Origin of the sequence: Sphingomonas aerolata (genome assembly GCF_023935825.1) — a bacterium.
Lineage (GTDB): Bacteria > Pseudomonadota > Alphaproteobacteria > Sphingomonadales > Sphingomonadaceae > Sphingomonas > Sphingomonas aerolata.
Genome location: NZ_CP098762.1, coordinates 3,316,852 through 3,334,960, shown reverse-complemented (window position 1 = coordinate 3,334,960; position 18,109 = coordinate 3,316,852). Strand labels below are relative to the sequence as shown.

Here is an 18,109-nt window from a genome sequence, read left to right as displayed (position 1 = left end):
GCCCATGCCAACCGCCCGTATCTTCCAGCGCCCCAAGAACGCCATGCAGTCCGGCAAGCACCGGACCGACAGCTGGCAGCTCGAATTCGAACCCTCGGAGCCCAAGCGCCCCGACCCGCTGACCGGCTGGGCCGGCAGCGGCGACACGCGCGACCAGCTCCGCCTGTTCTTCCCGACCGCCGAGGCCGCGATCGCGCATTGCGAGCGTGAAGGGTTCGGCTACACCGTCGTACCGGCGCCGCAGAAGACGCTGAAGCTGCAGAGCTACGCGGACAACTTCAAATAAGCGACTACCCGACGCCGTTCCGGCAACGGCGTTGAAATCGGCTCAGCGCGAGCGTCGCTAGAAGATCGATCCCGCGAGGATCAACAGCATCTTCGCGTCGATCGCGACGCCCGCCTCGCGCTTCGCCGCGACGAAGGCAGGAATGTCGGCGAGCGGTACGCGGTGGACGGTGATGTTCTCGTCACCATCGCCGCCGCCGTCGCCGACCCTGGTCAGCCCGGTCGCACGAACCAGGGTGAAGCATTCCGACGTCATCCCCGGCGACGAATAGAAGAGCCCCAGATCCTCGATCGCGGCCGCGCGGTAGCCGGTTTCCTCCTCGAGCTCGCGCCCGGCGGCGACCGCGACGCTCTCGCCTGCGGTCTCGTCACCCACCAGCCCGGCAGGCAGTTCGAGGCAGGCGCGGCCCAGCGGTACGCGAAACTGTTCGACCAGGATGACGTCGCCCGCGTCGATCGCAACGATCACGGCTGCCGCGATCTGCCCGCGACGTTCCACATATTCCCAGGTGCCTTCGGTCTGCACGGTCAGGAACTTGCCCGCCCATACGGTCGTGCTCATAATTCGATCAGCCTGTCGGGAAGTTCGTTGTTCGCCGCACCGGTTCGCGGGAAATGCTCGGCGAGCACCGTGCCGATCTGCGCGACGGCATCGGCCATGCCGTCCGCCGGCCGGTCGTCGCGCACCGCGGTGAGCACGGCCGCCATTGCCGCACCCCAGATCTCGTTCGGCACGCGCGAATGGATGCCCGAGTCCGCGACGATCTCCGCGCGGTGCTCGGCAAGCGACAGGTACAGCAACACGCCCGTCGCGCCCCGCGTGCGCTTTTCCGCGCCCGCCCGGAACAGCATCACCGCACGCCTGCGCACCCGCCGCGATTTCGTCGCGCCCGGCGTCAGCGCGAGTCGCAACGCGGGGATAGTGAGCAGCAGGCGCATGCCCAGGAACACCAGCGTCATCAGGACGAGCGCGATCGCGAACAACGCGCCCTGTGGTGCCGACTGCGCCCACGGATCGACGAGCCGCGCATAGATCTGGTCGGCCGCCACCGGGTGCAGCGCGAGCACCGCAAGGCTCAGCAGCATGGCAAGCACGGACCATTGCAGCGAGACGTCGTGATAGGCGTCGGACTGGCGCGCGACGATCGTGACGATCTCGCCCGTCGTCGTGGTTTCGGCCTGCGTCACAGCGGCGGTGACGCGGCCGTGATCGGCTTCGCTCAACCGCATGTCACCAACTCCCCGATGCGCCGCCACCGCCGGCAGAGCCGCCGCCGCCGCCGCCAAAACCGCCGCCCATCCAGCCGCCGCCGCCGCTGTCGCCGCCACCGCCGCCCCAGCTGCTACCGCCGCCGCCGCCGCGCCGTGACATCTCGTTGGCGATGCTCCACAGCACGATCGGCAGTGTCCCGTTGCCGCCGCCACCGCTTGAATAGCGGGTGCCACCGGCACGCCGCGAGATCATCGGAATGACGATCGCGGCGGCAACGATCCCGAAGATGATCAACCCGATCGGCACGCCGCCACCGTTGCCGGACGGCGCGCGGCGATGCGTCTTGTCATATTCCGCCGCCGCCGCGCCGACTTTCGCGCGGGCCTCGGCGTCGGGCAAAGCGAGCTGGTCCGCGACCGCATTCGTGCCCGCGACGATACCGCCGGTCATGTCCCCGGCCTTGAAGCGCGACAGGATCTGCTGGTTGATCACGACGCTCGAAAACGCGTCGGTCAGGACCGGTTCCAGCCCATAGCCGACCTCGATCCGTAACTTGCGGTCGTTCGGCGCGACGAGCAGGATCGCGCCGTTATTGGCGTCCTTCAGCCCGACCCCCCAGTTCCGCAGCAGGCGATAGCCATAATCCTCGATCGGATAGCCCTGCAGATCGGCGATGGTCGCGACGACCAGCTGGTTGCCGGTCGCTTGTTGGAGATCGTCGAGCCGTTTTATGAGCGCCGCCTCCTGCTCGGGCGGGATCACGTTCGCCGCGTCGACGACGAAGCCGGTAAATTTCGGGAAGGTCTGGGCGCCTGCGGTGCCGCTGCCGAGCAGCACCGCGAAGAGGAGCGCCGCGAGGACACGGATCATGCCGCCGGCCCCGCGATCAGCTCGCGTTGCCGAAGTTCACCGTCGGTGCCGTCTCGGCCCCCGGCGTGGTCGCGGCAAATGGCACCATCGGCTTTGCACCATAGAAGATCTTCGCGCCGACCGCGTCGGGGAAGGTGCGGATCTTGGTGTTATAGGCCTGGACCGCGCCGTTATAGTCGCGCCGTGCGATCGTGATGCGGTTCTCGGTGCCTTCGAGCTGGCTCATCAGCGTGGTGTAATTGGCCTGGCTCTTGAGCTCGGGATAAGCCTCCTGCAGTCGCTGCAGCGACAGCCCGACGGCACCCTGCACGCGCGAGAACTGCTCGATCTTCGCAGGGTCGGTCAGGTCGTCGCCCGAGACCTGCACCGTGCTCGCGGCGGCGCGCGCCTGGGTCACCTCGACCAAAATGCTCTTTTCCTGCGCGCCGGCCGCCTTGACCGTCGCGACGAGGTTGGGGATCAGGTCGGCGCGGCGCTGATAGTCGTTCTGGACATCGGCCCACCGCGCCTTCACATTTTCCTCGGCGGTCGGGATGCTGTTGATCCCGCAGCCGCCAAGCGTCGCCGCGAGCGCAACGACGGCGGATCCGCGAAGAATCTGGGCATAGGACGACATCGGGGCTCTCCTGCTGGTCTGTATCACCCCCATAGGACAGCGGACCGGCTTGGCGAAACCGAAATCGATGGCTAGCGTGCGGTGGACTGGAAAAGGGGGCGAGAATGCTCAAGGAATTCAAGGCGTTCATCATGCGCGGCAACGTGCTTGATCTGGCTATTGCGGTGATCATCGGGGCGGCGTTCAGCAAGATCGTCACGTCGCTGACCGACGACGTGCTGATGCCGGTGATCGGCAAGATTTTCGGCGGGCTCGACTTTTCGAGCTATTTCTGGCGGATGGGGCCTGTCCCTGCAAACTATGCCGGTTCGCTCAGCGACTATGCGGCGTTGAAGAAGGCGGGGGTGCCGTTGCTCGGCTATGGCGCGTTCGCGACGCAGCTCGTCAACTTCGTGATCGTCGCCTTCATCATCTTCATGATCCTGCGCGTCGTGAACCGCGCGGCGGCGCTGATCGAGCGTGAAACCGCGCGGCTCAAGCGTGAGGAAGAAGCGACTCCAGTCGCGCCAGCGCCCGAGCCGGTTGAGATCGCGCTGTTGCGGGAGATTCGCGACGAGCTCAAGGCACGCGGCTGAACGTCCTGCCCCTCTTCCCCCGGGGGGAGGGGGAGATCAGGCTGCGGCCAGATCCTCGGCGTTGGCATCCGCCAGGCTCGTGCCGTCGAGGATCCGCGCAGTCTCGTCGCGGACGCGCATCATCGCAAAGCGGATCGCGCAGTCTGCCTCGCTCTTGCAGTCGAGGCAGGGCCGATAGGCCGTCCGGCTGACGCAGGGCACCAGCGCGAGCGGGCCCTCGATGATCCGGATGATCTCGCCGAGCGAGATCAGGTGGCTGGGGCGCGACAGGCGATAGCCGCCCATCTTGCCGCGATGGCTGTGCAGCAAGCCGGACTCGCGCAGGTCCGCAAGGATCAGCTCGAGAAACTTGCGCGGGACATTGGCCTCGGCCGCGATGCGGGTCATCGGGATCGGTGGACCACCGACCGGGGCGCCGCCAAGGAAGATCATCGCGCGAAGCGCGTAGCGAGAGCGCTGCGTCAACATAATACAGATTTCTATGCACGCGGTTTGTGGCGAGCGAAAGGCCGCAAAGGGCAAAATCACGGGCTTTTAATCGGCCGATCGCCGCTCTATATCACAAGCGTCATCGGGGGAATTCTCTCCTGGTGACTATGGCGATAAACCGTGGCGTGTCATAGACACAGCGGACCCGGGGGCAGTACCCGGCGACTCCACCACCGCCCTCTTCGCAAGAGGGGGACGATGACGGGGTCGAACTAGGATCGACGTGTGTTCAACGACGCTATGTTTCGCTCGGAATGGGACCACCGCAACGGCCCATACACAAGTGCCAACGATAACGAAGCACTCGCAATTGCCGCATAACTGACGGTCTAACGACCTAAGTTATACGGACGAAAGCGCGGTTCGGGCCACACCGGGCAACAGAAGTGGAAACCGGCGGTACGGGGGGCACCGAGCAACAGAAGCTCCCCACTCAAATCATACTCGAGCGCATCCCCGTCGTCAGGCGGCGAGTTGGGCGATCAGGTTGTCGAGCCGCGGGCTGAACCCGACGATGCCGATCAGCAGCTGGACGAGGGTCAGCATTCCCGCGCCCCACCAATAGGCCAGGTGCACCCGCCCGCGCAGTTGCGCATCGAACAGCATCGCAGCCCCCAGATAGGCCATGGTCGCGATGAATATCGCCCAGGTCCCGGACGGACCCATGAGCGGCATCGGCAGGATGCGCCCCAGCGCCGGCGACATGATCAGGATCGTCGCGCACAGCATCAGGCGCTTGTGCCAGTCGGACCGGTGTCGGAGCTGGATCGCCCAGCCCGCCAGGATCGCAAAGCCGATGATCTGAAGGTCGAGCGCGAGGAAAAGGCCCGGCGTGAAGAAGGGCGGGACGCGGTTGAGCCGGACGGCCATGACCGTCGTCGCGACGCCCACCACGACCATGATTGGGATCAGGCATGCGGTCGCGACGCCCAGTCGCCGGTGCATCGCGATCGACCCCCGGTCGACCAGCCAGTTCTGCGCGACGTAGAGGGTGATCCAGCCGAAGAAAACGGCAGCGTGCAGATGGACCTGGGCGGGAAGCCCGGCGATGTTCCAGTCAGTCCGCTGCAGGTCCAGCCCGAACCCCGCGAAGACGGTGACCGCGATGATCGCAGCCAGCATGAGATAGAAACGCCGCTCGGCGGTGATCGCCGACACGCTGGTCGCCAAGGTTGCCATGATGCCCCCGCATCTCTGCTGCCTTGGCCGAGAATGCGCATGCACGCTGGCCCCCGCAAGCCGATAGCAGCGCGTCCGGGCGTCATTCTCGTACAAATTGCCGAGCGCGGATCCCGCGGCATCGCGCCGCTGGCTTCCGCAATCGTGATTACCACGAAAAAGGGGACCCGGTTGCCCGGATCCCCTTTCGCTAGTTGCCAGTCGGCAAGATCGCTTAGTCGCGATCGCCCGTCAGGAACGCCGGAGCGAACTCGGGGGCCTTGTCGCCGTCCGAACGCTCGGCGCGGGGAGCGCGCTCGCCGCCCTGGCCACCGCCGTCGCGACGCGGGCCACGGCCACCGCCGTTGCCGCCATCACGACCGCCATCACCATCACGACGCGGGCCACGGGGACCACGATCACCGCCGCCGCCTTCGCCGCGCGGGCCACGACCGCCACCGCCGTTACCGGCGTCACGACCACCATCGCCATCGCGACGCGGACCGCGCGGACCACGGTCACCGCCTTCGCGCGGCTCACGGGCAGGACGCGTGTCCTCCAGCTCTTCGCCGGTCGTCTGGTCGACGACGCGCATCGACAGGCGAACCTTGCCACGCGGATCGATCTCGAGGACCTTGACCTTGACTTCCTGGCCTTCGCTCAGCGCGTCCGAGACCTTCTCGACGCGCTCGTTCTTGATTTCGGACACGTGGACGAGACCGTCCTTGCCACCCATGAAGTTCACGAACGCACCGAAGTCCACCAGGTTGACGACCTTGCCGTCATAGACCTTGCCGACTTCGGCTTCCTCGACGAGGCCCTTGATCCACTTGATCGCGGCTTCGATCTGCGCGGGGTCGGACGACGACACCTTGATCACGCCCTCGTCGTCGATGTCGACCTTGGCGCCGGTCTGCGCGACGATCTCGCGGATCACCTTGCCGCCGGTGCCGATGACTTCACGGATCTTCGACTTCTCGATCGTGAAGGTCTCGATCCGCGGTGCATGGGCCGACAGCTCCTCACGCGTGTGGTCGAGCGCCTTGGCCATTTCGCCCAGGATATGCGCACGGCCTTCCTTGGCCTGTGCCAGCGCCTTGCCCATGATCTCTTCGGTGATGCCGGCGATCTTGATGTCCATCTGCATCGTGGTGATGCCCTCGGACGTGCCGGCGACCTTGAAGTCCATGTCGCCGAGGTGATCCTCGTCGCCAAGGATGTCCGACAGAACCGCGAAGTTCTTGCCCTCGAGGATCAGGCCCATCGCGATGCCCGACACCGGACGCTTAAGCGGAACGCCCGCATCCATCATCGACAGCGAACCGCCGCAGACCGTCGCCATCGACGACGAGCCGTTGCTCTCCGTGATGTCCGACAGAACGCGGATCGTGTACGGGAACTCTTCCTTCGACGGCAGCACCGGGTGCAGCGCGCGCCAAGCGAGCTTGCCGTGGCCGACTTCGCGACGACCCGGCGCACCGAAGCGACCGACTTCACCGACCGAGTAGGGCGGGAAGTTGTAGTGGAGCATGAAGTTTTCGTACGACAGGCCGTTGAGGCCGTCGATCATCTGCTCTGCGTCGCGCGTGCCGAGCGTGGTGGTGCAGATCGACTGCGTCTCGCCGCGCGTGAACAGCGCCGAGCCGTGCGTCCGCGGAAGGAAGTGGACCATCGCTTCGATCGGACGGATCTGCGTGGTGGTGCGGCCGTCGATCCGGGTGCCGTCCTTGAGGATGGCGCCGCGGACGATCTCCGCCTCCAGCTTCTTCATCAGCTTGCCGGCCGCCATCTGGTCCTGCGGGGTCGCATCGGCAAAGGCGGTCTTGCCCTTGGCGCGTGCGGCGTTCAGCAGGTCCGAACGCTTGGACTTGTCGGTCACCTTGTAGGCAGCCGCAATGTCCTTGCCGATCAGCTTCTTCAGCTTGTCCTTGGCGGTCGACAGGTCGGCCTGCTCGGCCATTTCCCAAGGATCCTTGGCAGCCTGCTCGGCCAGATCGATGATCAGGTTGGCGGCTTCGCGGCAAGCCTTGTGCGCGAACTGGACCGCGCCGAGCATGATCTCTTCCGAGAGCTCCTTGGCTTCCGATTCGACCATCATCACGGCCTGGCCGGTGGCGGCGACGACGAGGTCGAGGTCACCCGCCTTGGCTTCGTCGAGCGTCGGGTTGAGGATGTAGGCGCCATCGACATAGCCGACGCGTGCTGCGCCGATCGGGCCCATGAACGGCACGCCCGAGATCGTCAGCGCAGCCGACGCCGCGACCATCGCGAGGATGTCCGGCTCGTTCTCGCCGTCATACGACAGAACCTGGCAGATCACGTTGATCTCGTTGTAGAAACCCTCTGGGAAGAGGGGACGGATCGGGCGATCGATGAGACGGCTGGTCAGCGTCTCCTTTTCGGTCGCGCCGCGCTCACGCTTGAAGAAGCCACCGGGGATGCGGCCGCTTGCGGAGAACTTCTCCTGGTAATGGACGGTGAGCGGGAAGAAATCCTGCCCTTCCTTGACGGTCCGTGCAGCCGTGACGGCGCACAGAACGACGGTCTCGCCGAGGGTGGCGAGCACGGCGCCGTTTGCCTGACGGGCCACGCGGCCGGTCTCGAGCGTCAGCGTCTTGCCGCCCCACTGGGCGCTTACGGTCTTGGTATCGAACATTTCGTTTCCTTCACTCCGGCGGCCAGATGCCGACCGGGGCCTATGTGCGAGCTAAGCCGGCTCGCGGCGGTGTGGAGCGAGTTGTCGCTCCTTGCCAGCCCACCGAATTGCGTCCTGGCGTTTGCCTCCGCGCGCGATGGCGCGGAATCAAAGTCGTATATACAAAAACGGCCCCCCGAAGGGAGCCGTTCGTTTTACTTGCGGAGACCGAGCTTCGCGATCAGATCCAGATAGCGCTGGCCGTCCTTGTGACGGAGATAGTCCAGCAGCGACCGGCGCTTGTTGACCATCATCAGGAGACCACGACGCGAGTGGTTGTCCTTCTTGTGGCCCTTGAAGTGCTCGGTCAGGTTCTTGATCCGCTCGGTCAGGATCGCGACCTGGACTTCGGGCGAACCCGTGTCGCCGTCCTGGCGTGCGTGGATCTTGACCAGCTCGGTCTTGCGTTCAGCGGTAATCGTCATGAATTCTCAGTCCTTCGACATCACAGATTGAAACCGCGAACGACCCGGACGTCTCCGTCCTCGACCTCGACCAGCGCGACCGGGACGGTGTCCAGCTCGGCGAAGTATTGGCCATCGTCTGCGGCGATCCCGGCCAAGATACGCCCCTGTCGGAGCGCCCCTGCCTGGTCGGGGGTGAGGGAGAGAGCCGGGATGTCGTCCAGCGCCACCCTCAAGGGCAGTAGTACATCTTCAAGCGCGGTGGCCTTAGCGAGTTCGTCCAGTTTGTCCAGCGATATCGCTGACGAGAGGTCGAACGGACCGGCCTTTACGCGCCGTAGCATGGTGACGTGGCCGACGGTTCCGAGCGCCAGCGCGATGTCGCGTGCGAGGGAGCGGATATAGGTGCCCTTGGAGACATGCGCAGTGAGGGTGACCGCCTTCAGTTCCTCCCCGACCTCGTCATCCAAAAGACGGGTGAGGTGGGGGGTGAGCGTGTGGATCGTCACGTTCCGGCTGGCGAGCACCACGTCCTGCCCGGCGCGGGCGAGGTCGTAGGCGCGCTCGCCATCGACCTTCAGCGCGGAATAGGCGGGGGGCACCTGCGCGATCGGGCCGGTGAACTGCGCCAGCACCGCCTCGACCGCCTCCTTCGTCGGGCGCACGTCGGAGGTGGCGATGCTTACGCCCTCGGCGTCGAGCGTGTCGGTCTGGACCCCGAACATGATGGTGAAATCATAGATCTTGTCGCTGTCGAGCATCCGCCCGGCAAGCTTGGTCGCCTCGCCGACCGCGATCGGCAGCACGCCGGTCGCGAGCGGATCAAGCGTGCCGCCGTGGCCAACCTTGAACTTGCCATAGCCGCCGTTGCGCAGCGCGCGCTTCACCGCGGACACGCCCTGCGTCGAGCCCAAGCCCAGCGGCTTGTCGAGAATGATCCAGCCATGCATGTCGTAGGATCCTTGAAGACTGGGGGCTGGTCCGTCCCTTCCGTTCGTCCTGAGCGAAGTCGAAGGTGAGGCAGAAGTGCTTCGACTTCGCTCAGCACGAACGGGTAGGGGGTAATGGGAAGGCCGGGGTTCAGCCCAAAGCCTCGGTGAAATGCCGTCGGCACAACGCAACATAGCGGTCGTTGCCGCCGATCTCGGTCTGCTGCCCCTCGGCGATCGCGCGGCCGTTCGCGTCGACGCGCAGGTTCATCGTCGCCTTGCGCCCGCACATGCACACCGACTTGATCTCGACCAGCGAGTCGGCCAGCGCCAGCAGCCGCGCCGAGCCGGGGAACAGCGCACCCTGGAAATCGGTGCGCAAGCCGTAGGCGAGCACCGGGATGCCGACCACGTCGCAGATCTGCGCCAGCTGGTCGACCTGAGGCGCAGTCAGGAACTGTGCCTCGTCCACGAGCACGCAGGAGATCGCATCCTCGGCGTGCTGCCGGGTGATGCAGCCGCCGATATCCGTATCCGCATCGAACGCGATCGCCGGTGCCTCGAGTCCGATCCGCGACGTGATCGTGCCCGCCGCAAAGCGGTCGTCGATTGCGGCGGTGAACAGCATCGTCCGCATCCCGCGCTCGCGGTAGTTAAAGTCCGCCTGGAGCAGGTTGGTCGACTTGCCCGCGTTCATCGACGCATAATAGAAATACAGCTTGGCCATCGGCTCAACCCAAAGACGCGTCGCGCGGCGGCGTCAATCCTCGGACAGGTCGCGCGCGATATGCGGATCGCGCAACAGCGTGTCGATATGCGTGCCCTCGTCGAAGCTCTCGTCGGCGACGAACTTCAGCTTGGCGGCATAGCGCGTCTGCACGCGAGTCGCGACTTCGCGCTGGAGATAGGCGGTGTTCGTCCGCAGCGCCTTCAGCACCTTTTCCTCGTCCTTGCCGAGCAGCGGCTTCACGAAGACGGTGGCGTGGCGCAGGTCGGGGGACATGCGGACCTCGGTGATCGTGACGAGGTGCTTTTCGAGCACCGGATCATGCACGTCGCCGCGTGCGAGGATGTCGCTGAGCGCGTGACGCGCCTGTTCGCCCACGCGCAGCGCGCGGACGGTTTTGATCTCTGGGGTATCGGTCTTCATTCTTCTAACTCCCTCGCCCCTCCGGGGAGAGGTGGGGGTGAGGGGCGGCCGCAAGCGTTACCGCCCGGTACTGCCCCTCACCCAACCCTCTCCCCGAGGGGGAGAGGGCTTCAGTATTACAGCGTGCGGTCGCGCATCTCGACTTCGAACGTCTCGAGGACGTCGCCGGCCTTGATGTCGACGAAGTTCGACGTGAACGTCACGCCACACTCCAGCCCGGCGCGGACTTCGGCGACATCATCCTTGAAGCGACGCAGCGATGCGATTTCGCCCTGGTAGATGATGACGTCGTTGCGCGTGATACGTGCCTTGAGCGCCTTGCGGATATTGCCCTCGGTAACGAGCAGACCCGCCGCCTTGCCATGCTTGCCCGCAGAGAAGACCTCGCGGATATCGGCACGACCGACGACCGTCTCGAACGCTTCCGGCCCAAGCTCGCCGGCCATGCCCGCCCGGATCTCATCGATCAGGTCGTAGATCACGTCATAATATTTGAACGCGACCTTCTGGCGCTCCGCGATCTCGCGTGCCTTGGCATTCGGACGAACGTTGAAGCCGATGATCGGTGCACCCGATGCCGCCGCCAACGTGACGTCCGACTCGGTGATACCACCGACGCCCGAGCTCAGCACGCGCGCCTTGATCAGGTCGGTGGAGATCTTGTTGATCGCCCCGACGATCGCCTCGACGGTACCCTGCGTATCGGCCTTCACGACCAGCGGATATTCGATCGCCTGCTTTTCCTTCAGCGCCGAGAACATGCTCTCGAGGCTGGCCGGAACCGATGCCGTCCGCTTGTCGGTCTTCACGCTGCGACGATATTCCGCGACTTCGCGGGCCCGTGCCTCGTTCTCGACCACCTGGAACGGATCGCCCGCCGACGGGACGCCCGACAGACCGAGGACCTCGACCGGCATTGCCGGACCCGCTTCCTTGATCTGCTTGCCCTTGTCGTCGACCAGCGCACGGACCTTGCCGCTCTCGCCGCCGACCACGAAGATGTCGCCGACCTTGAGCGTACCACGATTGACGAGGATCGTCGCGACCGGGCCACGACCCTTGTCGAGCTTGGCCTCGATCACCGTACCCTCGGCCGCGCGATCCGGATTGGCGCGCAGTTCGAGCAGTTCGGCCTGGAGCTGGATCTTCTCGATCAACGTGTCGAGACCGATCTTCTTGGTCGCGGAGACTTCGACGTCCTGGACGTCGCCGCCCATGTCCTCGACCACGATCTCCTCGCTCAGCAGGCGCTCGCGCACCTTCTGGGCATTGGCGCCCTCCTTGTCGATCTTGTTGATCGCGACGATCATCGGCACGCCAGCCGCCTTGGTGTGGGCGATCGCCTCCACCGTCTGCGGCATGAGGCCGTCGTCCGCCGCCACCACCAGGATGACGATGTCGGTGACATCCGCACCGCGCGCACGCATCTGCGTGAACGCCTCATGGCCCGGCGTGTCGAGGAAGGTGATCTTCGACTTGTCCTTCAGCGTGACCTGATACGCGCCGATATGCTGGGTGATGCCACCCGCTTCGCCGCGCACCACATCGGTGCCGCGCAGGGCATCGAGCAGCGACGTCTTGCCGTGATCGACGTGACCCATGATCGTGACGACCGGGGCACGCGGACGCAGAGTCTCCTCGGCATCGTCGATCGTGTCGTTCGCCAGATCCTGGTCGACATCGCTGACGCGCGTCAGGTTGTGACCGAATTCGGTGACGAGCAGTTCGGCCGTATCCTGGTCGATTGTCTGCGTCATCGTGACGGGCATGCCCATCTTGAACAGCGCCTTGACGAGGTCTGCACCCTTCTCGGCCATACGGATGGCCAGTTCCTGCACGGTGATCGCCTCGGGGACGACCACGTCGCGGACCTGCTTGGCCTGCGGCTCGCGCGGGCCACCGGTGCCACGACGCTCCTTCTCACGCGCACGCTTGAGCGCGGCGAGCGAACGGGCGCGGGCGCCATCGCCATCGCCGAGCGCACGGTTGACGGTCAGCTTGCCCGAGGTGCGACGATCGTCGCCCTTGCGGTCACGCTGCTGCGGGCGGGCCGGAGGTGCGTCGCGACGGACGCCGCCGGCCGGCGCGTTGGCACCGGTTGCACCAGGGCGCGCTGCGGTCGTGCCGGCATTGGCGGTCGTCGCCGGCGCTGCAGGCGCAGGTGCCGGAACGGGCTTTGGCGGCGGCGGAGGACGCTCGGGACGGGCGACTGGCGAGAACCGGCGTGGTGCCGGCATCGACGGATCGCGCGACAATTCGAGAATCGGCGGCGGCGCGGGCGGTGCGACAGGCGCAGGCGCCGGCTTGGGGGCCGGTGCTGGTGCCGCCACCGGAGCTGGCGCCGGGGTCGGCGCGGGTGCCGGGGCCGCAGCGGGGGCAGGGGCCGCTGCAACGGGGGCTTCAACCGGCGCGGCAGCAGGCGTCGGCGCTACGACCGGCGCTGCTTCGACGACGGGTGCCGGTGCAGGTGCGGGCGCAGGCGCCTCGACGGGCTTCGGCGCCGGTGCAGCCTTGGCTTCCGCCTCGGCACGCGCGCGTTCGGCGATGCGGTTGCGCTCGTCCTCGGCGGCCTTGGCGCGCTCGGCTTCCTGACGGCGACGCCCCTCTTCGAGCGTGTTCATCCGCTGCTCTTCCGCCTCGCGGAGAAGCTTGGCCTGCCGCTCCTGCGGCGACAGGTTGCTCGGTGCCTGCTGGCGTACCGGTGCGGGGGCGGGCTGCGGCGCACGCGCCTGCGGAGCCGGTGCGGGGGCCGCAACCGGCGCGGGCGCGGCAACCGGCGCATCGGCGACCGGACCGTCGGGCTCGCCCGGACGGCGCAGGACGCGCGCACGCTTGGTTTCCACGATCACCGTATTCGATCGGCCGTGGCTGAAGCTCTGCTTCACCTGGCCGGTCTCGACCGTGCGCTTCACACCCAAAGGTGCGCGCATGCCAAGTTTCGGCTTCTCGTTGTCCGTGTCGCTCACTCAAATTCCTCAGTCATGTCCACGGCCGGGCTGTGTCCGGTCGATCCGGACGCCCCTGTTATGGGTGACGTCCCGTTTTGTTGAGACGCCGATGCGCCCTGCGAGGCCGTTTCGCAAGACACGGGAGAAGGTTCGGGGCCGATAAAATGCAGCCAACGGTCGAGCGCTTCGCTCACCCGCTTTGCTGCAGCGCGGTCAGTCAGGCCAATGTGTACCACATTCTCCCGCCCCAGCGCCAACGCCAATATGGTACGTGACGCGGGCAGTGCCAACCCCCGCAGACCCGAGCCTTCGACATCGTTGCCGATGCGCCACGCCTGGTCGAGCTTGCGGTTGCCGTCCTCGGCCGCGTCGGACGCATGATACAGCGCCTTCAGCTTGCCCTGGCGCGCATTCTGCTCGATCCGGTCGGAGCCGATCAGCACGGTGCCCGAGCGCGATTCGAGCCCGAGCCGGTCAAGTGCGTTGCGCTCAAGCGCGGCTTCGATCTGCGCAGGCAGTTCGGGGGGAATCGCGAACTCGCCGGTCTTGAACGCACGCGCGAGCGCGCCCTTCAGCTTGCCCTTCTTGATCGCCGCTTCGAGTTCGATTCGTGTCACCCCGATCCACGCGCCACGGCCAGGAGCCTTAGCACGCACGTCGGGATGAATCTGGCCATCGGGGGCCAGCGCGAGTCGCACCATATGTGGCCGAACATCGCGCTCGCCCGACAGGATGCACTTGCGAATGGGGGCGTCTTCATCCCCCTCGCGCACGCGGGATGGGTTAGGCTCGCGCCCACCTGCACCCTTGTTCTTAGCCGAGGCCGGGCGCCCACCCTTCGGTCCTCTCCCGCTTGCGGGAGGGGAGGAAGGAAGGCCGTTGGTAGCGCCTAGCGTCTCATCGGGAGGGTTCCGCATGTGCGTCCTCCTGCGCCGGAGTCGTCCTGGGAGCGTCGCGGTCGACCAGCAGCTGGCCGCCCGCGCCGTAATTCTCGGTCGAAACCTCTTCGATCACGATCTGTACCGCAGCCGGGTTCTTTCCCAGCCGCTCGACAAGCGACTGGGTGACGTCTGCGACGATGCCGGCCTTCTGGTCCTTGGTGGCGGACCCCGAAATGCGGATGCTGACGAACGGCATCAGGCCTTGTCGTCCTCGCTCTTCGCGTCGGTCGTGTCCGCGGCGTCATCCGCCGAGACGTCATCCGCCGCAGTGTCCTCAGCCGCAGTGTCCTCAGCCGCAGTGTCCTCGGCCGAGGCCTCTTCCACCGGAGCCTCGTCCGCCTCGACGGCGTCAGCCTCGGGGGCCTCGTCCTCGAACCAGTGCGCGCGCGCGGCCATGATGATCTCGTTCCCCTGCTCGTCGCTCAGACCATATTCCGCGAGAATCCCGCCCTTGGGCTCGGGACGCTTGGGCGCGTCGTCGTTGCGGCGGCGCGGTTCGGCGCGCTTCTTCTCGACGAGCTCGTCGGTCGCAAGATCCGCGAGATCGTCCAGCGTCTTGATGCCCGCCTTGCCGAGCGTGACGAGCATCGCCTCGTTCAGATACGGCATGTCGATAAGCGCGTCCTCCACGCCGAGCGCGGTACGCTCTTCGCGGCTGGCCGCGTCGCGACGCTCGAGCGCCTCGGTCGCGCGGTTCTGCAACTCGCCCGCCAGGTCCTCGTCGAAGCCCTCGATGCCGGCGATCTCCTCGACCTCGACATAGGCGACCTCCTCGAGGCTGGTGAACCCTTCGGCGACCAGCAGCTGTGCAAGCGTCTCGTCGACGTCGAGCTCCTTCTCGAACATTGCCGAACGCTCGACAAAGTCCTTCTGGCGCTTCTCGGACGCATCGGCCTCGGTGAGGATGTCGATCGCCTTGCCGGTCAGCTGCGACGCGAGGCGGACGTTCTGGCCACGACGGCCGATCGCCAGCGACAGCTGGTCATCGGGAACGACGACCTCGATGCGCTCTTCCTCTTCGTCGATCACGACGCGGCTGACCGAGGCCGGCTGCAGTGCGTTGACGACGAAGGTCGCGATATCGGGCGACCAGGGGATGATGTCGATCTTCTCGCCCTGCATTTCCTGCACGACGGCCTGCACGCGGCTGCCCTTCATGCCGACGCACGCGCCGACCGGATCGATCGACGAATCATGGCTGATGACGCCGATCTTCGCACGCGAACCGGGATCGCGGGCCGCAGCCTTGATCTCGATGATGCCGTCGTAGATTTCGGGGACTTCCTGCGCGAACAGCTTCTTCATGAAGTCGGGGTGCGCGCGGCTGAGGAAGATCTGGGGCCCGCGGTTCTCGCGGCGGACGTTCAGGATCAGCGAGCGGATGCGGTCGTTGACGCGCACCACTTCGCGCGGGATCTGCGCGTCGCGGCGGATGACGCCTTCCGCACGGCCCAGGTCGACGACGACATGGCCGAACTCGACGCGTTTGACGACGCCGGTGATGATCTCGCCTGCGCGGTCCTTATACTCTTCGAACTGGCGCTCGCGCTCGGCGTCGCGGACCTTCTGGAAGATGACCTGCTTGGCGGCCTGGGCGGCGATGCGGCCGAACTCGATCGGGGGCAGCGGATCGACGATGAAGTCACCGAGCGCCGCGTCCTTCTGGAGCTTCTGCGCGCCCTTGACGTCGACCTGCTTGAAATAGTCATCGACCGCTTCGACCACTTCGACGACGCGCCACAAGCGCAGATCGCCGGTGTTCGGGTCGAGCTTGGCGCGGATGTCGTTCTCGGCGCCGTAGCGCGAACGGGCGGCGCGCTGGATCGCGTCCTCCATCGCCTCGATCACGATCGCCTTGTCGATCATCTTCTCCGACGCGACCGAATTCGCGATCGCGATCAGTTCCGCGCGGTTTGCGGTGACTGCCGTGGCCATCAATGCTGTCCTTCTTCGGTCTCGACGCCGCGAGCATCAGGCTCATCGGACGTATCTTGATAGAAAACCTCGTCCGCGCCTTCGGTCGAAAGCGGCGCGGTCGCGGCGATGAGTCGGTCGGTCATGACGAGCTTGGCGTCGGCGACCTGGGCGAAGTCGATCGTCATGATCTTGTGCTTGTTCACGTCGACGGTGATCTTGGTCCCCTCGACGCCCATCAGGTTGCCCGAGATCTGCTTGCGATCCTCGAACGGCTCGACGAGGCGGATACGCGCCTCCTGGCCTTCCCAGTCGGCAAAGTCCTGGAGCCGGGTCAGCGGGCGATCGATACCGGGGCTCGATACCTCGAGACGATAAGCCTCCTCGCCGACCGGGTCCTTGCCCTCGGCCTCGAGCGCGTCGAACTTGTCCGAGATGCGGCGCGACAGTTCCGCGCAATCCTCGATCACCAGCTGGCGGGTGTCGGGCCGCTCGGCCATCACCTGCAGCGTCGGATCGGACTTGCCGCCCTGCATGCGCACGCGCACGAGGCTGAGCCCGAGCGCCTTGGCTTCGGGTTCGATCAATTCGGTCAACAGGGCGATATTCGCCATCGCAATTCCAAACAGGGCCAAAGCACAGGTGATCAGCGCCGCGGAGCGAACCCCGCAGCCTCTTCATCTGGCGATGTAGAGAAAGTAGGATCTCCATACCCGCGATGGCAACGCTTCGCAAGCGGGAGCAACCTTCGTTCGTCACGCCGCGTTGGCGCAGGGATTTCCGGGAGAAGATCATGATCCGTCGCACATTGGCCGCCACCGGCCTGATATCCGCCACTTTGCTCGCCGCCGCTGCCTGTTCCGCACAGCCCGCGGCGGGGGAAAAGCCGTTCAGCGAAACGGTCGTCGCCGATTTCGAGTCGCCCTGGGCGATGACGGTACTGCCCGACGGGCGGATGCTGGTGACGGAGAAGGCCGGCGGCATGCTGCTCGTCTCGGCCGATGGAAAACAGCGCCAGACGGTCGCGACGATCACCGTCGATTCGGCAGGGCAGGGCGGGTTGATGGACGTCGTCCTCGCGCCCGACTTCGCGACGAGCAACCGCGTGTATTTCAGCTATTCGTCGGCGGGTGCTGGCGGCAAGGGCGTGGTTCTCGCGCGGGGTCGGTTGCGGCCCGACGGTGGTGGGGGCGAGCGGCTCGGCGAGATCGAAGTGATCTTCAACGCGCGGCCGTTCGTCGAGGGCAATGGTCACTATTCAGGCCGCATCGCGTTTTCGCCCGACGGCAAATATCTATTCTTCACCAATGGCGACCGCCAGAAATTTACCCCGGCGCAGGATCCCAAGGTCACGCTTGGCAAGGTCCTTCGCCTGACGCTCGACGGCAAGCCCGCGCCCGGCAATCCGCTCGCGGCCAAGGGCTTTGCACCCGAGATCTGGAGCTATGGCCACCGCAACCTGCTTGGTATCGCATTCGACGCGCAGGGCAATCTCTGGGAACAGGAGATGGGGCCGAAGGGCGGCGACGAGGTCAATCTGATCACGCCCGGGCAGAATTACGGCTGGCCCAACGCGTCGAACGGCAGCCATTATGACGGGCGCGACATTCCCGACCACAAGCCCGGCGACGGCTATGCGGCGCCCAAGGTGTCGTGGAATCCGGTGATCTCGCCGGGCGGGCTGATGATCTATTCGGGCAGCATGTTCCCGCAGTGGAAGGGTGATGCGTTCATCGGCGGGCTGTCGTCGAAATCACTCGTCCGCGTCGACCTGAACGGCACCAATGCCGCCAAGGGCGACCAGTGGGACATGGGCGCGCGTATCCGCGAGGTGGAACAGGGCCCCGACGGCGCCATCTGGGTGCTGGAGGACGGTGGCGAATCGCAGGGACGGCTGATCAAGCTGACGGCGCGGTAAGGCT

The 18,109-nt window shown here is 65.9% G+C and carries 19 protein-coding genes and 1 other RNA gene; 4 read left to right on the top strand and 16 right to left on the bottom strand.

The window, feature by feature from the left end; all coding sequences use genetic code 11:
* Window positions 1-4: 4 nt before the first annotated feature.
* Complete coding sequence (locus NEF64_RS15290; RefSeq protein ID WP_031440756.1) at window positions 5-286, top strand: ETC complex I subunit; 282 nt, start codon at window positions 5-7, stop codon at window positions 284-286.
* 57 nt (window positions 287-343) lie between these two features.
* On the opposite strand, the gene NEF64_RS15285 is transcribed toward NEF64_RS15290, so the two are convergent.
* From NEF64_RS15285 to NEF64_RS15270, 4 genes are read right to left on the bottom strand one after another with little or no spacing between them, the layout of a single operon-like run.
* Window positions 344-847 (bottom strand): NUDIX hydrolase, encoded by a 504-nt coding sequence (locus NEF64_RS15285; RefSeq protein ID WP_414711857.1) that lies wholly within the window; start codon window positions 845-847, stop codon window positions 344-346.
* A complete protein-coding gene (locus NEF64_RS15280) occupies window positions 844-1,515 on the bottom strand; it encodes a TPM domain-containing protein (RefSeq protein WP_031394831.1) in 672 nt (223 codons plus the stop codon). Before NEF64_RS15280 ends, NEF64_RS15285 begins: the two co-directional genes overlap by 4 nt.
* A 1-nt stretch (window position 1,516) precedes the next feature.
* A complete protein-coding gene (locus NEF64_RS15275; RefSeq protein WP_056405273.1) occupies window positions 1,517-2,368 on the bottom strand; it encodes a TPM domain-containing protein in 852 nt (283 codons plus the stop codon).
* Window positions 2,369-2,384: 16 nt separating this feature from the next.
* A complete protein-coding gene (locus NEF64_RS15270; protein ID WP_031394860.1) occupies window positions 2,385-2,984 on the bottom strand; it encodes a LemA family protein in 600 nt (199 codons plus the stop codon).
* 104 nt (window positions 2,985-3,088) lie between these two features.
* On the opposite strand from NEF64_RS15270, the gene mscL reads away from it, so the two are divergent.
* Window positions 3,089-3,559, top strand: a complete 471-nt coding sequence (gene mscL / locus NEF64_RS15265) for a large conductance mechanosensitive channel protein MscL (RefSeq protein ID WP_031394859.1) — start codon at window positions 3,089-3,091, stop codon at window positions 3,557-3,559.
* Window positions 3,560-3,595: 36 nt separating this feature from the next.
* On the opposite strand, the gene NEF64_RS15260 is transcribed toward mscL, so the two are convergent.
* Window positions 3,596-4,027 carry an RrF2 family transcriptional regulator gene (locus NEF64_RS15260; protein WP_031394858.1) on the bottom strand — a complete coding sequence of 144 codons (432 nt, stop codon included), beginning with the start codon at window positions 4,025-4,027 and terminating at the stop codon, window positions 3,596-3,598.
* Between the two features lie 60 nt (window positions 4,028-4,087).
* Here NEF64_RS15260 and ssrA point away from each other — a divergent pair.
* Window positions 4,088-4,443, top strand: a transfer-messenger RNA (tmRNA) gene (gene ssrA / locus NEF64_RS15255).
* Between the two features lie 67 nt (window positions 4,444-4,510).
* Here the strand turns inward: ssrA and NEF64_RS15250 are convergent.
* The 11 genes from NEF64_RS15250 to rimP form a co-directional block, all read right to left on the bottom strand.
* Complete coding sequence (locus NEF64_RS15250) at window positions 4,511-5,227, bottom strand: hypothetical protein (RefSeq protein ID WP_056405275.1); 717 nt, start codon at window positions 5,225-5,227, stop codon at window positions 4,511-4,513.
* 214 nt (window positions 5,228-5,441) lie between these two features.
* A complete protein-coding gene (gene pnp / locus NEF64_RS15245; RefSeq protein ID WP_056405276.1) occupies window positions 5,442-7,862 on the bottom strand; it encodes a polyribonucleotide nucleotidyltransferase in 2,421 nt (806 codons plus the stop codon).
* 194 nt (window positions 7,863-8,056) lie between these two features.
* Entirely contained in the window at window positions 8,057-8,326 is a 270-nt protein-coding gene (gene rpsO / locus NEF64_RS15240; protein ID WP_031394369.1) for a 30S ribosomal protein S15, read from the bottom strand.
* Between the two features lie 20 nt (window positions 8,327-8,346).
* Window positions 8,347-9,255, bottom strand: a complete 909-nt coding sequence (truB, locus tag NEF64_RS15235; protein WP_056405278.1) for a tRNA pseudouridine(55) synthase TruB — start codon at window positions 9,253-9,255, stop codon at window positions 8,347-8,349.
* 130 nt (window positions 9,256-9,385) lie between these two features.
* The gene (locus NEF64_RS15230; protein WP_056405281.1) at window positions 9,386-9,961 is read right to left on the bottom strand and encodes a thymidine kinase; all 576 of its coding nucleotides are present in this window, start codon (window positions 9,959-9,961) and stop codon (window positions 9,386-9,388) included.
* A 33-nt stretch (window positions 9,962-9,994) separates the two neighbouring features.
* Entirely contained in the window at window positions 9,995-10,384 is a 390-nt protein-coding gene (gene rbfA, locus NEF64_RS15225; RefSeq protein WP_031396110.1) for a 30S ribosome-binding factor RbfA, read from the bottom strand.
* A 116-nt stretch (window positions 10,385-10,500) separates the two neighbouring features.
* On the bottom strand, window positions 10,501-13,350 hold the full coding sequence (infB, locus tag NEF64_RS15220) for a translation initiation factor IF-2 (RefSeq protein ID WP_056405283.1): 2,850 nt from the start codon (window positions 13,348-13,350) through the stop codon (window positions 10,501-10,503).
* The gene (locus tag NEF64_RS15215; protein ID WP_042466764.1) at window positions 13,347-14,033 is read right to left on the bottom strand and encodes a DUF448 domain-containing protein; all 687 of its coding nucleotides are present in this window, start codon (window positions 14,031-14,033) and stop codon (window positions 13,347-13,349) included. Before NEF64_RS15215 ends, infB begins: the two co-directional genes overlap by 4 nt.
* A gap of 196 nt (window positions 14,034-14,229) precedes the next feature.
* Window positions 14,230-14,469, bottom strand: coding sequence for a tautomerase family protein (locus NEF64_RS15210; protein ID WP_056405285.1), 240 nt, complete (start codon window positions 14,467-14,469; stop codon window positions 14,230-14,232).
* Window positions 14,469-16,208 (bottom strand): transcription termination factor NusA, encoded by a 1,740-nt coding sequence (nusA, locus tag NEF64_RS15205; protein ID WP_081877399.1) that lies wholly within the window; start codon window positions 16,206-16,208, stop codon window positions 14,469-14,471. Before nusA ends, NEF64_RS15210 begins: the two co-directional genes overlap by 1 nt.
* The gene (rimP, locus tag NEF64_RS15200) at window positions 16,208-16,801 is read right to left on the bottom strand and encodes a ribosome maturation protein RimP (RefSeq protein ID WP_031392996.1); all 594 of its coding nucleotides are present in this window, start codon (window positions 16,799-16,801) and stop codon (window positions 16,208-16,210) included. The genes nusA and rimP overlap by 1 nt, the downstream gene beginning before the upstream one ends.
* Window positions 16,802-16,980: 179 nt before the next feature.
* Here rimP and NEF64_RS15195 point away from each other — a divergent pair, with 179 nt between their 5' ends.
* Complete coding sequence (locus NEF64_RS15195; RefSeq protein ID WP_031392995.1) at window positions 16,981-18,105, top strand: PQQ-dependent sugar dehydrogenase; 1,125 nt, start codon at window positions 16,981-16,983, stop codon at window positions 18,103-18,105.
* Window positions 18,106-18,109: the final 4 nt, after the last annotated feature.